The sequence below is a fragment of the Skermanella aerolata KACC 11604 genome (assembly GCF_000936425.1).
In the GTDB taxonomy this organism is placed as follows: domain Bacteria; phylum Pseudomonadota; class Alphaproteobacteria; order Azospirillales; family Azospirillaceae; genus Skermanella; species Skermanella aerolata.
Window position 1 is genome coordinate 1 of record NZ_AVFK01000047.1, and the last position, 18,461, is coordinate 18,461.

16 protein-coding genes are annotated in these 18,461 nt (G+C 60.5%); 15 read left to right on the top strand and 1 reads right to left on the bottom strand.

Annotated features, from left to right (window positions below; genetic code table 11):
• Positions 1-680 precede the first annotated feature (680 nt).
• The 10 genes from N826_RS32585 to N826_RS44955 all read left to right on the top strand — a co-directional run bounded on the left by N826_RS32585 (position 681) and on the right by N826_RS44955 (position 11,314).
• On the top strand, positions 681-1,553 hold the full coding sequence (locus N826_RS32585; RefSeq protein ID WP_084721371.1) for a DUF2189 domain-containing protein: 873 nt from the start codon (positions 681-683) through the stop codon (positions 1,551-1,553).
• Positions 1,554-2,014: 461 nt separating this feature from the next.
• Entirely contained in the window at positions 2,015-3,595 is a 1,581-nt protein-coding gene (mmoX, locus tag N826_RS32590) for an aromatic/alkene monooxygenase hydroxylase subunit alpha (protein WP_044435962.1), read from the top strand.
• A 96-nt stretch (positions 3,596-3,691) separates the two neighbouring features.
• Positions 3,692-4,870 carry an aromatic/alkene monooxygenase hydroxylase subunit beta gene (mmoY, locus tag N826_RS32595; protein WP_044435964.1) on the top strand — a complete coding sequence of 393 codons (1,179 nt, stop codon included), beginning with the start codon at positions 3,692-3,694 and terminating at the stop codon, positions 4,868-4,870.
• 29 nt (positions 4,871-4,899) lie between these two features.
• Positions 4,900-5,310 carry a methane monooxygenase regulator MmoB gene (gene mmoB / locus N826_RS32600; RefSeq protein ID WP_044436004.1) on the top strand — a complete coding sequence of 137 codons (411 nt, stop codon included), beginning with the start codon at positions 4,900-4,902 and terminating at the stop codon, positions 5,308-5,310.
• A 36-nt stretch (positions 5,311-5,346) separates the two neighbouring features.
• Positions 5,347-5,856: an aromatic/alkene monooxygenase hydroxylase subunit gamma gene (gene mmoZ / locus N826_RS32605; RefSeq protein ID WP_044435966.1), complete on the top strand. Its 510-nt coding sequence runs from the start codon at positions 5,347-5,349 to the stop codon at positions 5,854-5,856.
• A gap of 8 nt (positions 5,857-5,864) precedes the next feature.
• A complete protein-coding gene (gene mmoD / locus N826_RS32610; protein WP_169789453.1) occupies positions 5,865-6,080 on the top strand; it encodes a soluble methane monooxygenase-binding protein MmoD in 216 nt (71 codons plus the stop codon).
• Positions 6,080-7,210: an aromatic/alkene monooxygenase hydroxylase FAD-binding subunit MmoC gene (gene mmoC, locus N826_RS32615; RefSeq protein ID WP_211099444.1), complete on the top strand. Its 1,131-nt coding sequence runs from the start codon at positions 6,080-6,082 to the stop codon at positions 7,208-7,210. The genes mmoD and mmoC overlap by 1 nt, the downstream gene beginning before the upstream one ends.
• A gap of 461 nt (positions 7,211-7,671) precedes the next feature.
• A complete protein-coding gene (locus N826_RS32620) occupies positions 7,672-9,603 on the top strand; it encodes a sigma-54-dependent Fis family transcriptional regulator (RefSeq protein ID WP_211099445.1) in 1,932 nt (643 codons plus the stop codon).
• 28 nt (positions 9,604-9,631) lie between these two features.
• A complete protein-coding gene (locus N826_RS44950) occupies positions 9,632-10,219 on the top strand; it encodes a TCP-1/cpn60 chaperonin family protein (protein WP_211099446.1) in 588 nt (195 codons plus the stop codon).
• Positions 10,220-10,339: 120 nt separating this feature from the next.
• Entirely contained in the window at positions 10,340-11,314 is a 975-nt protein-coding gene (locus tag N826_RS44955; RefSeq protein ID WP_052832454.1) for a TCP-1/cpn60 chaperonin family protein, read from the top strand.
• A gap of 199 nt (positions 11,315-11,513) precedes the next feature.
• Here the strand turns inward: N826_RS44955 and N826_RS32630 are convergent, their stop codons facing one another.
• A complete protein-coding gene (locus tag N826_RS32630) occupies positions 11,514-11,993 on the bottom strand; it encodes a hypothetical protein (protein WP_147041163.1) in 480 nt (159 codons plus the stop codon).
• A 551-nt stretch (positions 11,994-12,544) separates the two neighbouring features.
• On the opposite strand from N826_RS32630, the gene amoC reads away from it, so the two are divergent.
• The 5 genes from amoC to N826_RS32655 all read left to right on the top strand — a co-directional run bounded on the left by amoC (position 12,545) and on the right by N826_RS32655 (position 18,435).
• Positions 12,545-13,459, top strand: a complete 915-nt coding sequence (gene amoC, locus N826_RS32635) for a bacterial ammonia monooxygenase, subunit AmoC (RefSeq protein WP_084721372.1) — start codon at positions 12,545-12,547, stop codon at positions 13,457-13,459.
• Positions 13,460-13,631: 172 nt separating this feature from the next.
• On the top strand, positions 13,632-14,447 hold the full coding sequence (gene amoA, locus N826_RS32640; protein WP_084721373.1) for a bacterial ammonia monooxygenase, subunit AmoA: 816 nt from the start codon (positions 13,632-13,634) through the stop codon (positions 14,445-14,447).
• A 101-nt stretch (positions 14,448-14,548) separates the two neighbouring features.
• Positions 14,549-15,832 (top strand): bacterial ammonia monooxygenase, subunit AmoB, encoded by a 1,284-nt coding sequence (gene amoB / locus N826_RS32645; RefSeq protein ID WP_247870475.1) that lies wholly within the window; start codon positions 14,549-14,551, stop codon positions 15,830-15,832.
• 35 nt (positions 15,833-15,867) lie between these two features.
• Complete coding sequence (locus N826_RS44960; RefSeq protein WP_063772354.1) at positions 15,868-16,650, top strand: hypothetical protein; 783 nt, start codon at positions 15,868-15,870, stop codon at positions 16,648-16,650.
• Positions 16,651-16,671: 21 nt separating this feature from the next.
• Entirely contained in the window at positions 16,672-18,435 is a 1,764-nt protein-coding gene (locus tag N826_RS32655; RefSeq protein WP_169789454.1) for a multicopper oxidase domain-containing protein, read from the top strand.
• The last annotated feature ends 26 nt before the right edge of the window (positions 18,436-18,461 follow it).

Sequence of the window (18,461 nt, forward strand, 5' to 3'; positions counted from 1 at the left end):
TGGCCCAGTTGTTCGGGTCCTTCTGCAGCTTCATCACTTCGTCGTTGGCGAAGGCCCCGGCGGCACTGAGCATAAGTGCCGACGTCATCAGGATTGTCTTCAGTTTCATAACCCGCAACCTCCCGGTCCTTGTTGAAGATATTATTGTTTCCAGGATAGATTTGTTTGCCTGACGGTTTGGCTTCGATCAGTAAGTGGCGCCGCTATCACGGATCTCGTCACGGAACTCACTGTCACCGCCCGTAAAAGCAAGAGCCACAGAAGCAAGAGCGATGCCAGTCCGGCGCAGTTTACGAAACTGAGCAAATAACGGTGCCGCTGGCCAGCTTCCGCCCGAAATGCATTGGCTATCGACAAGAATGGCGGAAGCTCACGTATCATTTTTGGGCGGATCAATGTATTGAATCTATACACTTGTGTAATTTTAAGACTACACTGCCAGTTAGTTAGCGCTTATCATCAGAATTAATTTGATTTTTCTCCGTACCTTAAAATGAAATCACCTGATATAGGTCTTCTATCATTTACAAGACAGCCGAGTTATGCCCTATTATAGGGTGGCGACGTCTTGATATGGACGCACGTCTTCAAATCGGCGAGTCGTGACTTCCGGTAACCGCCCCGAAAAGGGTTACGGTCGATAGGCGACTTTCCTGATCACTCATTCGGGAGGAATCAGCATGGAAATCCGGAACCCCATCGACTGGGGTGTCGATCAGTTCAAGAATGCCGGTACTGTCCTGGGAACCGCGGGACATGAGTTCCGCCGCACAGCCGACCTGTCTCGCCCGGCTCCCATGATCCGCCGCATCAGGATCTCGGACCTCCGCGACGCCTTGACTTCAGGAATGGAGGACTTCGGTGCAAACCGTACCGATGTGCTGTTCCTCTGTATCATCTATCCATTGGTCGGCCTGTTCCTGGCTCGGGTCACCTTCGGCTATGACATGCTGCCGTTGCTGTTTCCTCTGGCATCGGGTTTCGCGCTGATCGGCCCGGTGGCTGCTCTGGGTCTCTATGAAATGAGCCGCCGTCGCGAAATGGGCATCGAGACGACTTGGATGAACGCCATCGACGTCCTCCGCTCGCCCTCGCTCGGCTCGGTTATCATGCTCGGCATGATGCTGTGTGCGATCTTCCTGCTCTGGGTCCTGACCGCCGACCTGATCTACTCGGCCACGCTCGGGCCGGGCGCTCCGGACTCGGCAAGTTCCTTCGCCCGGAACGTCTTCACGACCGAAGCTGGCTGGACGATGATCGGCCTTGGCGTCGGCGTCGGTTTCCTGTTCGCAGCCGCCGTGCTGGCGATCAGCGTCGTGTCGTTTCCTTTGTTGCTGGACCGCCATGTCAGCTTGAGAAAGGCCGTACGGGTATCGGTCGATGCCGTTCTCGCCAGTCCCGGTCCGATGGCCGTCTGGGGGATGATCGTCGCAGGCAGTCTGGTGCTGGGCTCGATACCGCTGTTCCTCGGCCTGATCGTCGTCCTACCCGTCCTTGGCCATTCCACATGGCACCTGTACCGCAAGGTCATCGTGTGCTTCGATCCGGTCTGAGGAACGATCCGTCGGGGATAAAGGTCCGGGACGCAAAGGTGGCGGTCTCGCGGGGACCATTCCGCAGGGCCTCCACCCACCTCCGCTTCCATCGGATGCTCATTCCGGTCATTGAAAAGGCATAAGTTTTAGGATACAATCAGAGGTATATTTTACATACCGACTTTGAATCTGAATTGTTCAGGTGGATAGTAATAAAACACCCGCCATGTAGGAAATCTATACAGGTGTCTGTATGGAAATCATGCAAAGCGTTTAGTCAAAGCGTCTAGTCTACGTACCCATTTACGCCAAGACGCCGGATTGTCACGATCCATATCCTGACAATCGTCTTTACGCCTGCTGAAGTTGTGATGGTTGTGCAGGGGAGCTCCCCTTGAATGGCATATGGTATGCAAAGAGCTCAGAAAGAAGCTTGCGGAGCACGCAACCGCATATAAGCAAACCGGGAGGTCAACGTCATGCCGATCAGCGCCGCGACAGAGGCCGCATCGAGCGCCCTGCAAACGAACCGTGCTCCGATCAGTGTCAATCCTCAGGAAGTGCATCGCTGGATGCAGAGCTTCAACTGGGACTTCGAAAAGAACAGAACGAAGTACCCGACCAAATACACCATGGCGGGCGATACGAAGGAACAGTTCAAGCTGATCGCCAAGGAATATGCCCGCATGGAGGCCGCCAAGGACGAGCGCCAATTCGGGACTCTGCTGGACGGACTGACCCGCCTGGGCGCCGGCAACAGGATGCATCCCAAATGGGGCGAGACCATGAAGATCGCGTCCAACTTCCTCGAAGTCGGGGAATACAACGCGATAGCCGCATCCGCAATGCTTTGGGATGCAGCGAACTCGGCCGAGCAGAAGAACGGATATTTGGCCCAGGTTCTGGACGAGATCCGCCATACCAACCAGTGCGGCTTCGTCAACTACTACTACTCTAAACACTATCACAATCCGGCCGGCCACAACGACGCACGGCGCACCCGGACCATCGGTCCCTTGTGGAAGGGCATGAAGCGGGTGTTCGCCGACAGCTTCATCTCCGGCGACGCGGTGGAATGCTCGATCAACCTCCAACTGGTTGGTGAAGCCTGCTTCACGAACCCCCTGATCGTCGCGATAACGGAATGGGCATCGGCCAACGGCGATGAAATCACGCCGACCGTCTTCCTGTCGATCGAGACCGACGAACTCCGCCACATGGCGAACGGCTATCAGACCGTGGTGTCGATCGCCAACGATCCTGCCGCGCAGAAGTATTTGAACGCGGACTTGAACAATGCTTTCTGGACGCAGCAGAAATATTTCACGCCTGTTCTGGGAATGCTTTTCGAATACGGCTCCAAGTTCAAGGTCGAGCCCTGGGTCAAGACCTGGAACCGCTGGGTCTACGAAGACTGGGGCGGCATCTGGATCGGCCGGCTCGGCAAGTACGGGATCGTGTCGCCGCCCAGTCTGCGCGACGCCAAGCAGGATGCCTACTGGGCGCATCACGATCTGGCCCTGATCGCCTACGCACTCTGGCCAACCGGCTTCTTCCGTCTGGCCCTGCCGGACGAGGAGGAAATGGCATGGTTCGAAGCCAATTATCCGGGCTGGTACGATCACTATGGCAAGATCTACCGGGAATGGAAGGACCTGGGCTGTGAAGACCCCCGGAGCGGCTTCATCCCCATCCAATGGCTGCTGGAGCGCGGCCACCACATCTACATCGACAGAGTTTCGCAAGTTCCCTTCTGCCCGACTTTGTCGAAGGGATCGAGTTCGCTCCGCGTCCACGAATATAATGGCCGTAAGCACTCGTTCAGCGACGACTGGGGCGAGCGCATGTGGCTGGTCGAACCCGAGCGCTACGAATGCCAGAACATCTTCGAACAGTATGAAGGACGTGAATTGTCGGAGGTGATCGCCGAGGGCCATGGTGTCCGAAGCGACGGCAGGACGCTGATCGGTCAGCCCCACATCCGGCCGGATACCATGTGGACGCTTGAGGATGTCCGGCGTGCCGGGTGCGTCTTCGTCGACTCGCTGGACAGGATGTAAGCCGAATTCTCGCCGGGCGCGATGCCGCTCCCGTCCTTCATGCGGAAACAAGCTTCCCCGCATGAAGAACGGGTGAATTTAGATGGGAGGAAGCATATGGCCCTCATCGACGCGAACAAGCGCGGCTTGACCGATCCTGAAAGGGCTGCGGAGATTCTCAAGGCGATACCGGCTGTCCCGCTCGATAGCCAGAGGAGGATGAACTACTTCGTCCCACCGCGATGGAAACGGCTCAGCGAATACGAAATCCTCACCCTTTATTGCCAGCCGACGCCCGATTGGGTTCCGGGAGGTCTGGATTGGGGCGACTGGACGCAGAAATTCCATGGCGGCCGTCCGTCCTGGGGCAACGAATTCACCGAGTTGCGCACGACCGATTGGCACCGCCACCGCGACCCCAGCCGCCGCTGGCACGCTCCCTACGTCAAGGACAAGTCGGAGGACTGGCGCTACACCACGCGTTTCCTTGAAGGCTATTCCGCCGATGGCGCTATCCGGACGATGGAGCCGTTCTGGCGGGACGAGATCCTGGACCGGTACTGGGGCGCTCTGCTCTTCAACGAGTACGGCCTGTTCAACGCCCATTCCTCCGTCCTGCGCGACTGCCTGTCGGAAACTATCCGGACCAGCGCCGCCTTCGCGGCCCTGGACAAGCTGGACATCGCTCAGATGATCCAGCTGGAGCGGACCTTCATCGCCAAGCTCGTGCCGGTCTGTACCGATTCCACCGATGCGCCTAAGCGGGTTTGGCTGGAAGACCCAGTCTATCGCGGCGCCCGGAAGACGGTCGAGGAGCTGTGGCGCGGCATTCATGACTGCAACGAGATCCTATGGTCGGTCCATGCCGTCTATGACAGCCTGTTCGGACAGTTCGTCCGGCGGGAATTCTTCCAGCGGCTCGCTCCCTATTTCGGCGATACGCTGACGCCCTTCTTCGTCAATCAGGCGCAGACCTATTATCAGATCACGCGGGGCGCCATCAGCGACCTGTATCTGCACTGCCTTGCCGACGACCCGGAGTTCTCCAGCTACAACCGGCGTTTCCTCAGGGTCTGGACAGGCAAATGGCTGCCCCACACGATCGATGCCCTCGGCGACTTCGTCGCGATCTACCAGAGGATCAGCCTGATCAGGGGCGTCACCGACAAAGCGTCGATCGAGGAGTCCGTGGAGCGCGTGATCTGCGACTGGGCACAGGATTATGCGGACAGGATCGATTTCAAAGTCGACCGGTCCAGGCTGACGAGCCAGATCGTCAGCCGCATCGGGCAGTGATGGACCATGATCAACGGGAAGGACTCCTGATGAGCAAGAACAGCTACGGCGCCGGCATCATGGCGAAGACCGGCGAAGCCTTTGCCAGAGAGTTCTTCGCGGAAGAAAACCAAGTGGTCAAGGAAGCGAACAAGGTCGTCCTGGTGCTGATGAAAAGCGACGAGGTCGATGCCATCGTCGAAGAGATGATCCTCAAGGACGGGATCATCCGGAATCCGACGATGACTGTCGAAGACCGCATCAGCTTCTGGTGGATCAAGGCGGATGGCAAGATCGAAGTGGATGCCGACGAAGCCAGCGCCATCCTGGGAAAGACCTACAGCATCTTCGACTTTCTGGTGAATGTCTCGTCCACCGTCGGACGGGCCTACACCCTTGGCAACACCTTCACGATCACAGCGGAACTGATGGGGCTGGAGAGAAAGCTGACCGACATTTGAAAACCAGGCGATGGGCAGATCGGGGAGGGACCAGGGATGGGCGGATATCCGGTACATGACAATCCCGTACGCAGACGATGGCTGAGCAAGATCGATGAACTGCATTCCGTCGATGAGGCGACCAAGTTCATCCAGCAGTTCCGGCGCGATTGCACGTCGCATTTGCGCAAGACATACGATCTCGACCTCGATTACCTCTGGATCGAGGGCCAGATCGAACAACGGCTGGCGATTCTGAAGGAAAGCAAGTTCTCGGACGCCGACCTTCTCGCAAAATGCACGACCGGCGAGGATGCGGGGACGACGGCCGACCAGTGGGTCGAGCGGATGGTGAATACCCAAGATAAATACGAAGCGGAGAAGATGCTGATCGAGTTCCGCCAGGACTACAAGCCACCGGTGATGCCGGTCAATGCTTTCCTGAAAGCCGATGCTGCGATGGGATCGCGGCTCATGGAACTTCGCAATTTGAATTACCATACCCTGTCGCTCGAAGAACTTCGCAGAGAGCGTGGAGTAGGCGTCATCTACGTGGCGGAAAGATGAGGGGCGAAATGGACACTTCGGCTGATAGGGAATCGATAGAGATCTTTCGGAACGAAAGGTTCGAAGCCTACGCCCAGGACCTCGGATTCATGTGGCGCTGGGAAATCCATTCCGACGGCAAATTGATGCAGGAGGGCTGCTCCCTCACCAAGCGCGCGGCAGACGAGGCGGTCGGCTACGTAGTCGCCTATTTCGGGCGGATCCGTGGTGTAGGTCCCGACTGATGCCCGATGCGACGAGCGCCTTTGGAAGAAACGATGGAGACCCTTCTTCGGAAAGCGTTGCCTTGAGTACCGAGAGCCGATCCGGAGACTGCGGAATGTATAGAATAGAAACCATAACCGAGGACTCTCAATCCGTCGTGTTCGATTGCAGGCCCAATGAGGACGTTATCAGTGCTGCTTTCAGAAACAACGTCATACTCCTGTCGTCTTGCCGGGAAGGCGGCTGCGCAACATGCAAGGCCGAGTGTCTGGACGGCCGGTACGACCTCAAGAAATGCAGCGTCCAGGCGCTGCCTTCGGATGAGGAGGAGGCCGGCATGATCCTGCTCTGCCGGACGTTTCCGCAGAGCGATCTCGTCATCAGCCTTCCCTATACCCATGACCGGATCTCCTTCGGCCAGGTGCAGTCGAATTGGACGAGCGAGATCATGCTGTGCCAGCAGGTCTCGTCGAACGTCGTCCGGCTGGTGCTGAACTGTCTCGACCCCATCTCCGGCACCTCTGTGGCGATGCCGTTCCTGCCCGGCCAATACGTCGATATAGAAATTCCGGGCACGCCGCTCCGCCGGTCCTTTTCCATGGCGTCGCTGCCGGGAATGGTAGACATGGAGTTCTTCATACGCCTGCTGCCGGACGGACGTTTTTCCTGCCACCTGATGCGCAAGGCCGCTGTCGGTCAGAGATTGTCGCTGCGAGGCCCCGCCGGTGGGTTCATGCTGCGCGACAAGGGTCCACCGCGACCCTATTGCTTCGTCGCGGGCGGCACCGGCCTGTCACCGGTGCTGTCGATGGTCCGTCATTTGAAAACGGCGGGCGATCGACAGCCGGTTCTGCTGCTGTTCGGCGTGACCCATCGGCATGAGCTGTTTTGCCAGGATGAATTGAGGCATCTGGCCGAAGACATGCCCAACCTGTCCGTCGACGTTTCGGTGATGTGCCCCGATGGCGCCTGGCCAGGCGCCGGTGGTACTGTCGTCGACCTGCTGCGCCGGCATCTGGCCGAGGCGGATGTCAAACCGGAAATCTACCTATGCGGCCCGCCTGCCATGATCGACCGCGCCGTCATCACGGCGCTAGACTCCGATATCAAAAAAGAAAATATCTATTTCGAAAAGTTTTTTCCGTCGTAGTAAATAATATTATACATACAAGATTTTTCACGAGAATTTTCTATATTCTAAGGTCGATTCAGTATTTTCCAAATCGAAACCTGGCATTCAATATTGATATTTCAGGGGTCTAATTATTGATTGTCCTCTGAATATCTTACTAGTTTGATCCGTTTCAAGGATAAGAATGATCAGAATGACAAAAAAATGTGACGAGGAAACCCCAAGAGGTTGGCAGGTTCGGGATGATAGCAAGATCTGGGCACGCGTCGTCGGACACCATGACAGTCAAATGGCCGCCAAATCCTTTGTTCATGCACGAAAACGAACAAGCGATTAGCGGACGGGAGGCGGAAAACGAAACGGGTCTGTTCGGCGTCGATCGTCCGGGCGTAGCCTGGGACTGGATGAAGCAGACTGAACAGGCTCCTTTCGGAGCCGATTGGGTTCGGCCTCAGGTCGCGGAAGCATGGAGCCGATGTTTGGAAGACCACTGCCTGCGGGTCGGGGTCGACCTGCCGGCCGGAGACCGCTTACAACAGGGTTTCAGGCCCGGCAGCGACCTGCCGGAGGCGGTAAGGACCAGCCTGACGGTCATGATCTACAAGGTGAAGCTGTTTCTACGCGAAACCAACGTGACGCTGCTGCTGGCGGATGCCGCCGGCACCCTGATCCACGTCATGGATGCCGGACTTCAGCTTTGTCCGATCGGTCGGCAGCTCGTCAGGCTGGGAGTGAACTGGCACGAGGCCAGCATCGGCAACAACGGCATGGGGACGGCGGGGCTTTTGAGGGAACCGGTCGCTTTCGAGGGCAAGGAACATTTCTATTGCGGCCTGCATCCCTTTGCCACGGCGGGCTACCCGATTACCGGCCCGGACGGCAGCCTGACGGCGCTGCTGGGTGCCGTTACCGACCGCCGGGACTCGTCCAAGTCGCTGCTGGGTTTCCTGCGGCTGGCCGGCTACCTGATCGAGGCCAACCTGTTCGAGCGGCACAGCCCTCCGGGACTGATGCTGCGCCTGCGCCCAGCCGACATGACGGAAAGTCTGGGCGTTCAAGAATGCCTGCTGGACGGACTTGTCTCGGTCGACCAGAGCGGCAGCATCCTCGGCGCCAACCGGACCGGGCTGCTGCTCATGGGGGCTGAAAACCACGACAGCATCCTGCACAAGGACCTGTCCACCGTAACCGGCCTGGGCTTTGGCGACCTGCGCGCCCGGATGGCGACCGGCGGCGGGACGATCGAGCATACCCTGCCGTCCGGAACCCGTCTGATCATCGAAACCGACATCAGCCTTAGCCATGTCACTCCCCCGACCAGTTGCCCAGTGCGAAATCTCACCGGCGATTCCTCTCGTAGCGCCGGGACCAGGGCATCCGAACGGAGCCGGATTCCCGCCATCCCCGCCGCACCTTCCAGCCAATTCCGCGATGTCGTGCTTGAAACAGCGCTGTATAAGGCGGTAGGCCTTGAAAGCCGGAAGATACCGATCCTGATCACGGGGGAGTCAGGGGTCGGCAAGGATTATCTCGTCCGCCAGATGCGGGCCAGCGGACCGCGCAGCACGCAGCCGCTGGTCGCAATCAACTGCGGCGCAATCCCGCGCGAACTGATCGCCAGCGAGTTGTTCGGTTACGAGGCCGGTAGTTTTACCGGCGCCCGGATCAGGGGCAAATCCGGCAAGTTCGTCGAGGCGGACAAGGGCATCCTGTTCCTTGACGAGATCGGCGACATGGCGCTCGACCTCCAGGCGACGCTGCTCCGCGTGCTGGACACGTCGGAGATCGTGCCGATCGGCGGAGCAAAATCGATCCCGGTCGATGTCCATGTGGTCGCCGCCACCAACCGGAATCTTCCGGAGAGCGTGCAGAAGGGAACCTTCCGCCGTGACCTCTACTACCGGCTCAACGGCGCCCAGATTTGGCTTCCGCCGCTGCGCGAACGTCCGGACAAGATGAAGCTGATCCAGCACATGCTTCAGATCGAACAGGAGGCGCTGGCTATTTCCGAACCGAAGCAGTTGGGCGAAGAACTTTGGCAGATCTTCATGAAGCACCCCTGGCCGGGGAATATCCGGGAGCTGCGCAACGTCCTCCGCTCCTCTCTCGCCATGACGGTCGGGCCGGATATCCGGATCACAGATCTACCTCCCGACTTCCTCGACGAGATGGAGCATTCGCCTTCCCGGACCGAGCAGATGCCGGACCATGGTACGTCCGAATACAGGACACCGGAGCCGAGAGGGAGCGAACAGGGCACCGGATCTGCGGTGCTGGCCGACTGGGAGGAGCAGGCGATCCGTTCCGCCCTGGCGGCGAGCAGCGGCAACATTTCGCGCGCCGCCCGCATGCTCAGCATCACGCGGGCGACGCTCTATCACAAGATGGCGCGTTACGGCCTTAAGAAGTAGCGGCCTGAAGATCCAAGGGGGAATGCCGGTGGCGCGGGATATCGTCTACGGCGCCGACGCGCGCCACCGGCTGATGGCCGGGATCGACCGGCTGGCCGATACGGTCGCGGTGACTCTCGGCCCTCGGGGCCGCAACGTCCTGATCGAGCACCGGACATCCGGTTTTGCTCCCCTTGCGACGCGTGACGGAGCGACAGTGGTGCGCTCCCTGACGCTGGGCGACAAGGTCGGGAACATCGGCGTCGCCTTGATCCGGCAGGTGGTCAACACGGTTTCCCGCGAGGTCGGCGACGGCACCTCGACAACGGTCCTGCTGACCCGCTGCCTGGCGCGGGCCGCCGGCAAGGGGATGGCGGCGGGCATGAGCCCGCGCGACATCCGGGCCGGCATGGACATGGCCGGCCGCGCCGTCACTTCCGATCTGACGCGGCAGGCAAGGGACTGCGCCGGCCATAAGGCCCTGGCGCATATCGCGGCACTGGCTGCCCACGACGAGGCCGCAATCGGCGCGCTGATTTCCAAGGCGATCGAGACGGCTGGAACCGACGGTACGATCGTCATCGAGCTGGGTGCCGGGCTGACGGACGAGATCGAGCGGGTCGAGGGCATGCGATAGGAGCACGGCTATCTGTCGCCCTACTTCGTCACCGACCGGCACCGCAAGCTGGCCGAGCTTGACGATCCCTATATCCTGATCTACGACCGCCCGGTCGAAGTCTTCGACGAGCTGATACCGGTGCTGGAGTTGGTCCGCGCCAGCAACCGGTCGCTGCTGATCGTCGCCGAGAATGTCGTCGAGGCGGCGCTGCCCGGCATCCTGATCAACCATATCAGGCGGAACCTGTGCGCTGTTGCGGTCCGGGGACCGGGCCAGGGCGACAGCCGGCTCAACCGGCTGGAGGATCTGGCCGTGCTGACCGGAGGTCGAGCGATCCTGAGCTCCCAAGGGGATACCCTGACGGGTGTGACGCTGGACGATCTCGGCCAGGCCCGCAAGGCGGTGATCGGTGAGGACGATACGACCATCATCGGCGCGGCGGGCGCCGAACCGGCAATCCGGGAACGGCAGTCGGGCATCCGGTTCGAACTGGAGGCGATCCGCAACGCCGACGGCGCCGCCGGGTCGCCCAAGGCGCGGTTCGACGATATCGAAAAGCTGGAAGAACGCCTGCGCAACCTGTCCGGCACATTGACCGTGGTGAAGATCGGCGGCATCAGCGACGTCGTGATAAAAGAGCGCCTGCAACACGCGGAAAACGCCCGCAACGCCGCCGCTGCCGCCGGAGCGGAGGGAATGCTACCGGGGGGCGGCGTCGGCCTGCTGCGCTGCGGCAGGGCGCTGACAGGCCTTAGGGGGGACAACCACGCACAGGACTACGGCATCGACATTGTCCGCAAAGCTTTGGAAGAACCCCTGACCCGCATCAGCATGAATGCCGGGTTCGAGCCTGCCGAAGTCCTGTTCAGGGTGCGCAACGCCAACAGCGAATCCTGGGGCCTCGACGCCAGGACCGGCGTCTACGGGGACCTGTTCGATCTGGGAGTCGTCGATCCGGCAAAAGTGACCAGACTGGCCTTCCAGAACGCTGTCGGAACGGCAGGAATGCTGATGACCGCCGAATGCGTGGTGACGGAGCGGCCCCTCCAGGACCCGTCGTTCGGCTATACACCGGAATGGGCGGCGCGGACCCGCGAAGATCCGCGCCTGTAGCCGCCGGCAGTAAATGCATCAATCCTTGAGGACCCAGCGCACGAACAGATAGACGGCACTGGCGGCAATCAGTGCAGCGACGATGCCCAGCGGTGATTTCATCATGTCCACCAGTTCAAGGATCGCTCCCATTTCGTCTCTCCCTTTCTGTGGTCCGCCGTAAATCGGCGGGCCGGTTGATGGAACCGTGCCGCCGCCCTCATGCGAGCACGACGTAGGTCTCTCTCAAAGCGGCTGCGAGCAGCAGCAGGTAGGCGACGGCAAGGCCGAAGGCGTGGTAAGGCCGTCCCGACAAGGCATGGCGATACAGATTGGCGTAGATGAGCATGTGCCACAGCACCAAAGGAAACAGCAGGAACTGTGCCAGCTCCGTGATGGGAAAAGGCGGCGGCAGCACCGTCACGAGGAGAAGCCGCAGCCCGAAGCCGGTCAGGGTGACGACGCTGCCGGCCGCCGCCAGCGCCGTCAGGGTCTGCGGTACGCGCCACCCGTAACCACCGATCATCAGCGCCCCTGCCGTGAAAGCCACGAGCAGGAGGATGGTGACGATCGCCGCTGCGACCGCGGTCTCCATCGTTTGTTCGAGCAATACCAGGATGAACTCGCTCAAACCATAAGCCGCGAGGCTCAGCCCCAGGAGTGCCGGAGAGGATGGCAGCGCCTGCGGTCCCTGGTTCATCCGGCAGATACCGATAAGCACCCGCGGCACAGTGATGGAAGAAGCAGGCACGGTAACAAACACCTTATCATCAGGGATGCTCAGCCTTGATAGAAAATGACATGAATCTTGAAGCAAGTCGAGTGCTTATAGCATTCACTAACTGTATAAACTTCCGACATGCTAAATAAATAGTGTTTCTGCATGAGGATAAGGATGCCGATTTCTGATAGTATGTTCATTTAATGTACAATTTTGTTTTCAGAAGATACACCTGTTTAGAACTTTGACAGGTGCCATCTCATGGTGACCCAGGGTTTTGAAGCAGATGATAAACATTTCCAGGAAAAAAGGGTCGTCGCAACAACAGGCATGCATATTGCTTAATTGTCCCTGCGTAAGTCGGACACTCCTAAAAGCGGCCAAGGACGATCATCGAGCGCCGACGGCCTCGAATGACTGCAAGCCGCTTGAAACGGCCGACCAGACGACGATCGACCGCATATCTTCACCCGGGAGCGAAGCGGCGCTCCATCATCCGAAGGTGACAATAAAATGCACGGAGGTCACAGATGAGCAACAGTATCACTGACCGCATCATCGACACGGTCGGGAACGCCGCAACCGGCGTTTTCGGGGCCAGGAGCCGTACTGAGGCCGGGGAGGCGAAGCAGGAACGCGACACCGCACTCAGTGAAGACCTGTTCAAGGCCAAGACGGTCTATATAGGCCTGGGGGTGATGTTCGCCTTCTATTTCTTCATCCGCATCTATGAACAGATCTTCGGCTGGTCGGCCGGTCTCGATGCATTCAGCGACGAATTCCAAACCTATTGGATGACGATGCTTTGGATCGAGCTTCCGCTAGAGGGTCTGGCCTTCTTCGGCCTGATGGGCTACCTGTGGAAGACCCGCGACCGGGAGGTCAACAAGGTCGAACCGCGCGAGGAACTGCGCCGGCACATGACCCTGCTGACATGGCTGGTCATGTACGCTTCGGCCCTGTACTGGGGCGCCAGCTTCTTCACGGAGCAGGACGGCACGTGGCACCAGACCGTGGTACGCGACACCGACTTCACGCCCAGCCACATCATCGAGTTCTACCTGAGCTATCCGATCTACATCATCATGGGCTGCGGCGCCTTCATGTATGCCAAGACCCGGATTCCGATGTTCGCCAACGGCTACTCGGTGGCGTTCCTGATCCTGTTCATCGGACCGTTCATGATCTTCCCCAATGTCGGCCTGAACGAGTGGGGCCATACCTTCTGGTTCATGGAAGAACTGTTCGTGGCCCCCCTGCACTGGGGCTTCGTGTTCTTCGGCTGGATGGCGCTCGCGGTCTTCGGCGTCACCCTCCAGATCCTCGACCGCGTCCGGGAACTGGCCGTCGGCTACGTTCAGGACTGCACCTTCGACGAGACCGCGGCCGTGGCTGCCACCGGTCAGACGATCGAAGGCGCAGCGGTGCCGAAGGCGGCCGAATAATCGTCATCGATCGATCTCGACAGTAGCCCGCTTCAGGGCGGGCTACCTCCTCCATCGGCAACAACGAAGGCAAAGAGGGCATCTTCGACCCCGGCGACCGGCGCTCTTGGCGGAAGCCTCGGAAAAACGAAAACCAATCAAAGGGCAGGAAACATCGAAGGAGAGCAATACAATGTCAACGCAAGACCCGACTGCTTCGGATACCTTTCAGACCGCCTATGGCGGGACGACGGTCGAAACCGGACCCAAGGTCACCGGGCCGGCGCTCAAGTCCAAGGGCGAAGCCCTGGCGCTGGGCCGCACCATCGACTGGCTGCTGCTGTTCATCCTGTTCTTCGTCTGCCTCGCGTCGTTCCACATCCATGCGATGCTGACGATGGGCGACTGGGACTTCTGGGTCGACTGGAAGGACCGCCGCTATTTCCCGACCGTTCTGCCGATCGTCCTGATCGCTTTCGCTGCCGCCGGACAAGCGTTCTTCTGGGAGAAGTTCCGGCTGCCGTTCGGGGCGACGTTCATGGTCGTCGGCCTGATCTTCGGTGAGTGGATCAACCGGTACTTCAATTTCTGGCTTTGGACCTATTTCCCGATCAACATGGTCTGGCCGACAATCCTGATCCCCAGCGCCCTGTTCCTCGACATCGTGCTGCTCATCACCCGGAGCTACCTGATCACCGCGATCGTCGGGGCGATGGGCTGGGCGCTGCTGCTGTACCCCTCCAACTGGCCGGTCCTGGCGCAGTTCCACGTCCCACTCGAGAAGGACGGCCTGATCATGACGCTCGCTGACCTGATCGGCTTCGAATATGTCCGTACCGGCACGCCGGAATACATCCGCATGGTCGAACGCGGCACCATGAGGACCTTCGGCAAGGACGTCGTGCCGGTTTCAGCGTTCTTCGCGGGCTTCATTTCGATGATCGTGTACTTCGTCTGGGCATTCGTCGGCCGCTGGTTCTCCACGACGCGCTTCATCGGCCGCATCTAGCGGCCCTTGGATGAACGGCTGCCGGTGCTGACACACCGACAGCCGCCCAGTGGATCCAACGGTACGGATAGGCATGCACCATAAACGTCGGAGGAAAAGTTATGAGGGGTTGGCAGAAGTTCAAGTCCATCGCGCGCAAAATCATGACACGCCGTGTCTTTGGACTGGCGATGGGAGCCGCGGTGGGACTGACGGCGAACGTGATGACGACGGCGCCGGCGGAGGCCCACGGCGAGAAGTCGCAGATGGCGTTCCTTCGGATGCGCACCGTCCAGTGGTACGATCTGAAGTGGTCGAAGACCGACGTCAACGTCAACGATGTCGTCGAGATATCCGGCAAGTTCAATGTCTTCTCCAATTGGCCGCAGGCCGTGATGAACCCGGACGTCTCGTTCCTGAACGTCGGCGAACCCGGTCCGGTATTCGTCCGCGAGGCCGCCTATATCAACGGTCAGCCGGTTCCCCGGTCGTTCTCTCTGACGCCCGGCGAGCGGTACGATTTCAAGATCCTGCTGCGGGCGCGGCGGGCCGGCGACTGGCACGTCCATACCCTGATGAACGTCGAGGGCGGCGGCCCCATCATCGGGCCGGGCGAGTGGCTCAAGATCAAAGGATCGATGGCCGACTTCATCAACCCCGAGACCACGCTGGACGGGCGCAAGGTCGATATCGAGACCATGGGCATCGGCACGATCTACGGCTGGCACTTCCTCTGGTTCGTCGCCGGCGTGGCCTGGATCGGCTACTGGTTCTCACGCGGCGGCTTCGTCGGGCGGTACTTCGGCGTGGTCGCGGGCAAGGGCGACACGATGATCTCGCCCAAGGACGAGAAGATCGCCTTCGCGTCGCTGGCGGCGACGCTGGTCGTGGTCCTGGTCGGGTACAGCATGGGAGAATCCGGCAGCCCGCGCACGCTGCCGCTCCAGGCGGGCCTCCTGAACATCCCGGCGTCCGATCCGGCTCTCTACCCGAAGGACGTTTCCATCAAGTACGAGCGGGCGACCTACAAGGTCCCCGGCCGAGAACTCGACGTCACCTTGCAGATCACGAACAACGGCACCTCGCCGCTGCGGATCGGCGAGTTCGCGACGGCGGGTGTCCGTTTCCTCAATCCCGATGTCATGAAGGAGCCGGTGAACTATCCGGACTACCTGCTGGCGCCCCAGGGCCTGTCGCTGTCCGACGCACAGCCGATCCAGCCGGGCACCACCAAGACCCTGGTCATCAAGGCGCAGGACGCGGCCTGGGACGTCGAGCGGCTTTCCGACCTCTACTACGACACGGACAGCAGCATCGGCGGCCTTCTGTTCCTGTTCGACGAACAGGGCAACCGCCACGTGCTCGAGATCGGCGGCCCTGCCGTTCCCGATTTCCAGACGACCTGAACCGGCACTGCTCGAACGTCCGCACTTGATGGGAAATGCCGTCCTGGATCGCTGAAACGGCGGCTCAGGACGGCGATTTCTTCACCGCGGGGATGCCGCGCACCGGCTTCGATGCCCGCGCGTCTTCACCGCCCAGCCTTCGGTCAAGGATCATGCATGTGCCCGTGAAAAAAACTCTCAGCCGGGCGATCGGCGCCGCTGCGCTTGTCCTGACCCTGCTGCATGCCCCGGATATCCAGGCTCACGGAGGGCTCAGCGTCGAAGAGGATACCTGCGTCCTTCGCCTGGGACCGTACAAGATGCACTTCGTCGGCTACCAGCCCGACAGCACCAAGCAGGAATTTTGCGAAGACATACCTGAAACCGGCCACACCATCATCGTTCTCGACTACTTCGATCCGGCTTTGCGCAGAATGACGGCCGAAGTCAGGATCATCAAGGACGTCGGCGCACCCGAAACCGGCGACTTGACGCCGATCACGGTATTCCATCTGCCGCCGGCGCTTCATCCGACCGGCACCTTCAATTTCCAGTACAATTTCCCGCAGCCGGAAAAGTTCATCGGGCTGATAACGATCCGGGATGGCCAACGGGAATACGTGTCCCGTTTCCCGTTCTCGGTCGGCATGCCGACTTCAAACTGGAGCCTTACCCGCTATGCCGCGATCTTCGCGGGGCTGGTCATGGCGCTGCTGCTTTACTTCTGGTACCGCCGGCAACATCACACCGTCAAGGTCGCCAGCCCTGCGGGCGCTTCGCCGGACGACGGATGGGTGCGCGATATTCCGCCGCCGGACCCCAGGCGTGGGCCGCTTTAGGCGAAAGTGGGACCGATGACCATGAAAAGGGCTCATCTGCTCACCATCGGGCTGACCTGCGGCGTGGCGGCGTTGGTGAACGGAGCGCTGGTGCTCCGTGACATGCCCGCGCTCGGACTGCTCAGCGCGACCGCGCAGGGTATCGACACGCGCATGCCGTCGATGCCTATGGCCTCGCCCGGCGAGCCTGAAGCGGTCTGCCCGCCGGGCAACGACGAGGCCCGCGCCGGCATCACCGTCGAGGGGGTGGAGATCGCCCCCTCGACCGCCTGCGTCGCCGACGATCCCTATGTCGTCGCGGCATCGGTCCTGGGCACCAACAACGTATCGGAAGATACGCTGATGCGCTCCGGCCTGTCGCGCGACGCCGTCATCAAGGGCCGCGACGGCGATCCCAACTACGTCGAGATCCACCTGGAGGTGGCCGAACTCAACGGGTTCAACCCTGACGGCGGGCCGCCGCTCCCCGGCTACGCCATCGCCCCCGGCATCAAGCCCGGATTCTGGACATTCGCGCCGAAGCATCGCGGGATGTCCACGGTCAGTTCGGAATCCAGCGACGCCGGCCCGCTCCTCCGGATGCCGCCGCCCTCGATACGGGTCAAGGTCGGCGATACCCTGCGGATCGTACTGGAGAACACGCACTACCTGCCGCACACGATCCACCTGCACGGCGTCGATCACCCCTATCTGAACTCTGCCGGGGAAGGCAACGACGGCGTGCCGATGTTCGGCGAGGAAGCCGTCCAGCCCGGCGAAAGCCGGGTCTATGAGGCCAAGCTTCGGCATGCCGGCACGATGTACTACCACTGCCATGTCGATGAGCAGGCGCACGTCCCGATGGGACTGGCCGGCATGATAATCGTCGAGGAGAAACAGGCGGAAACGCCGGTCCAGACCCTCAACATCGGCGCCGGCGAGGTCAGGTACCGGTCGGGAGCGGTGCGCAGTGCCGGCTATGCCGGTGAACACGACCTCGTCTACGGCGATGTCCTGCGTGGGCTGAACAGCCTGCTTTCGACCTCGAACAATGCCCGCGTGATCGAGCGGCACATCCAGCAGGACTTCAACGTCACCCAGGCCCAGCCGGAGTATTTCCTGCTCAACGGCCGAGCATTTCCCTACACGCTGCGGGAATCCATGATCGCGATCGAGCCGGGCCAGCGCGTTAAGCTGCATGTGCTCGACGCCAGCAGCGAATACATCGCCCTGCACACGCATGGTCACAAAGTTCTGATCACGCACCAGGACGGGGTCGCGGTACCGCCCGGCGCCCGGACCATGCGCGACGTGGTGGACCTGATGCCGGGCCAGCGGGTGGACCTCGACCTCGATGCCACGGATGACGGCCTGCACAGCTACGGTCCCGGACTGTGGATGATCCACGATCACCGGCCCAAGGCTGTGACCAACAACGGGATCGGACATGGCGGAAGCATGACCTTCCTGGCCTATCCCGGATTCCTCGACACTCAAGGCATACCTCGCGCGGCGGCTGATTTGGCGAAGCTTTTCGTGCCGGGCCATTACGCGACCCATGCGTCGGGCATGCCGATGCCGGACGGTGCCGGCTCCACGTCTGGTTTCGCCGGGACGGACTGGGCGGGAACCTTGAGGATGGTGGCGCTGCCCTTGCTGCTCACGGGAATGCTGGTGAGTTTCGGCAGCCTGTTCCGGCGGCGGCGCGCAAGTACTCATGGAGCGGAAGTGAACGGCCGGAACGAACGATCCCCTTCGATCAGAACGATCCATTCAGCGAAAACAGCGAAAGGACGACGGAAATGATTGGCGGACGCTGCGGAATTGCGCTT

Coding starts and splice junctions, on each gene's coding strand:
- mmoD (WP_169789453.1), top strand. CDS start 5,865: ATGGACACTTCGGCTGATAGGGAATCGATAGAGATCTTTCGGAACGAA.
- mmoZ (WP_044435966.1), top strand. CDS start 5,347: ATGGGCGGATATCCGGTACATGACAATCCCGTACGCAGACGATGGCTG.
- amoC (WP_084721372.1), top strand. CDS start 12,545: ATGAGCAACAGTATCACTGACCGCATCATCGACACGGTCGGGAACGCC.
- amoB (WP_247870475.1), top strand. CDS start 14,549: ATGAGGGGTTGGCAGAAGTTCAAGTCCATCGCGCGCAAAATCATGACA.
- N826_RS32655 (WP_169789454.1), top strand. CDS start 16,672: ATGAAAAGGGCTCATCTGCTCACCATCGGGCTGACCTGCGGCGTGGCG.
- mmoB (WP_044436004.1), top strand. CDS start 4,900: ATGAGCAAGAACAGCTACGGCGCCGGCATCATGGCGAAGACCGGCGAA.
- N826_RS32585 (WP_084721371.1), top strand. CDS start 681: ATGGAAATCCGGAACCCCATCGACTGGGGTGTCGATCAGTTCAAGAAT.
- N826_RS32630 (WP_147041163.1), bottom strand. CDS start 11,993: ATGAACCAGGGACCGCAGGCGCTGCCATCCTCTCCGGCACTCCTGGGG.
- mmoY (WP_044435964.1), top strand. CDS start 3,692: ATGGCCCTCATCGACGCGAACAAGCGCGGCTTGACCGATCCTGAAAGG.
- mmoX (WP_044435962.1), top strand. CDS start 2,015: ATGCCGATCAGCGCCGCGACAGAGGCCGCATCGAGCGCCCTGCAAACG.
- mmoC (WP_211099444.1), top strand. CDS start 6,080: ATGCCCGATGCGACGAGCGCCTTTGGAAGAAACGATGGAGACCCTTCT.
- amoA (WP_084721373.1), top strand. CDS start 13,632: ATGTCAACGCAAGACCCGACTGCTTCGGATACCTTTCAGACCGCCTAT.
- N826_RS44960 (WP_063772354.1), top strand. CDS start 15,868: ATGCCGTCCTGGATCGCTGAAACGGCGGCTCAGGACGGCGATTTCTTC.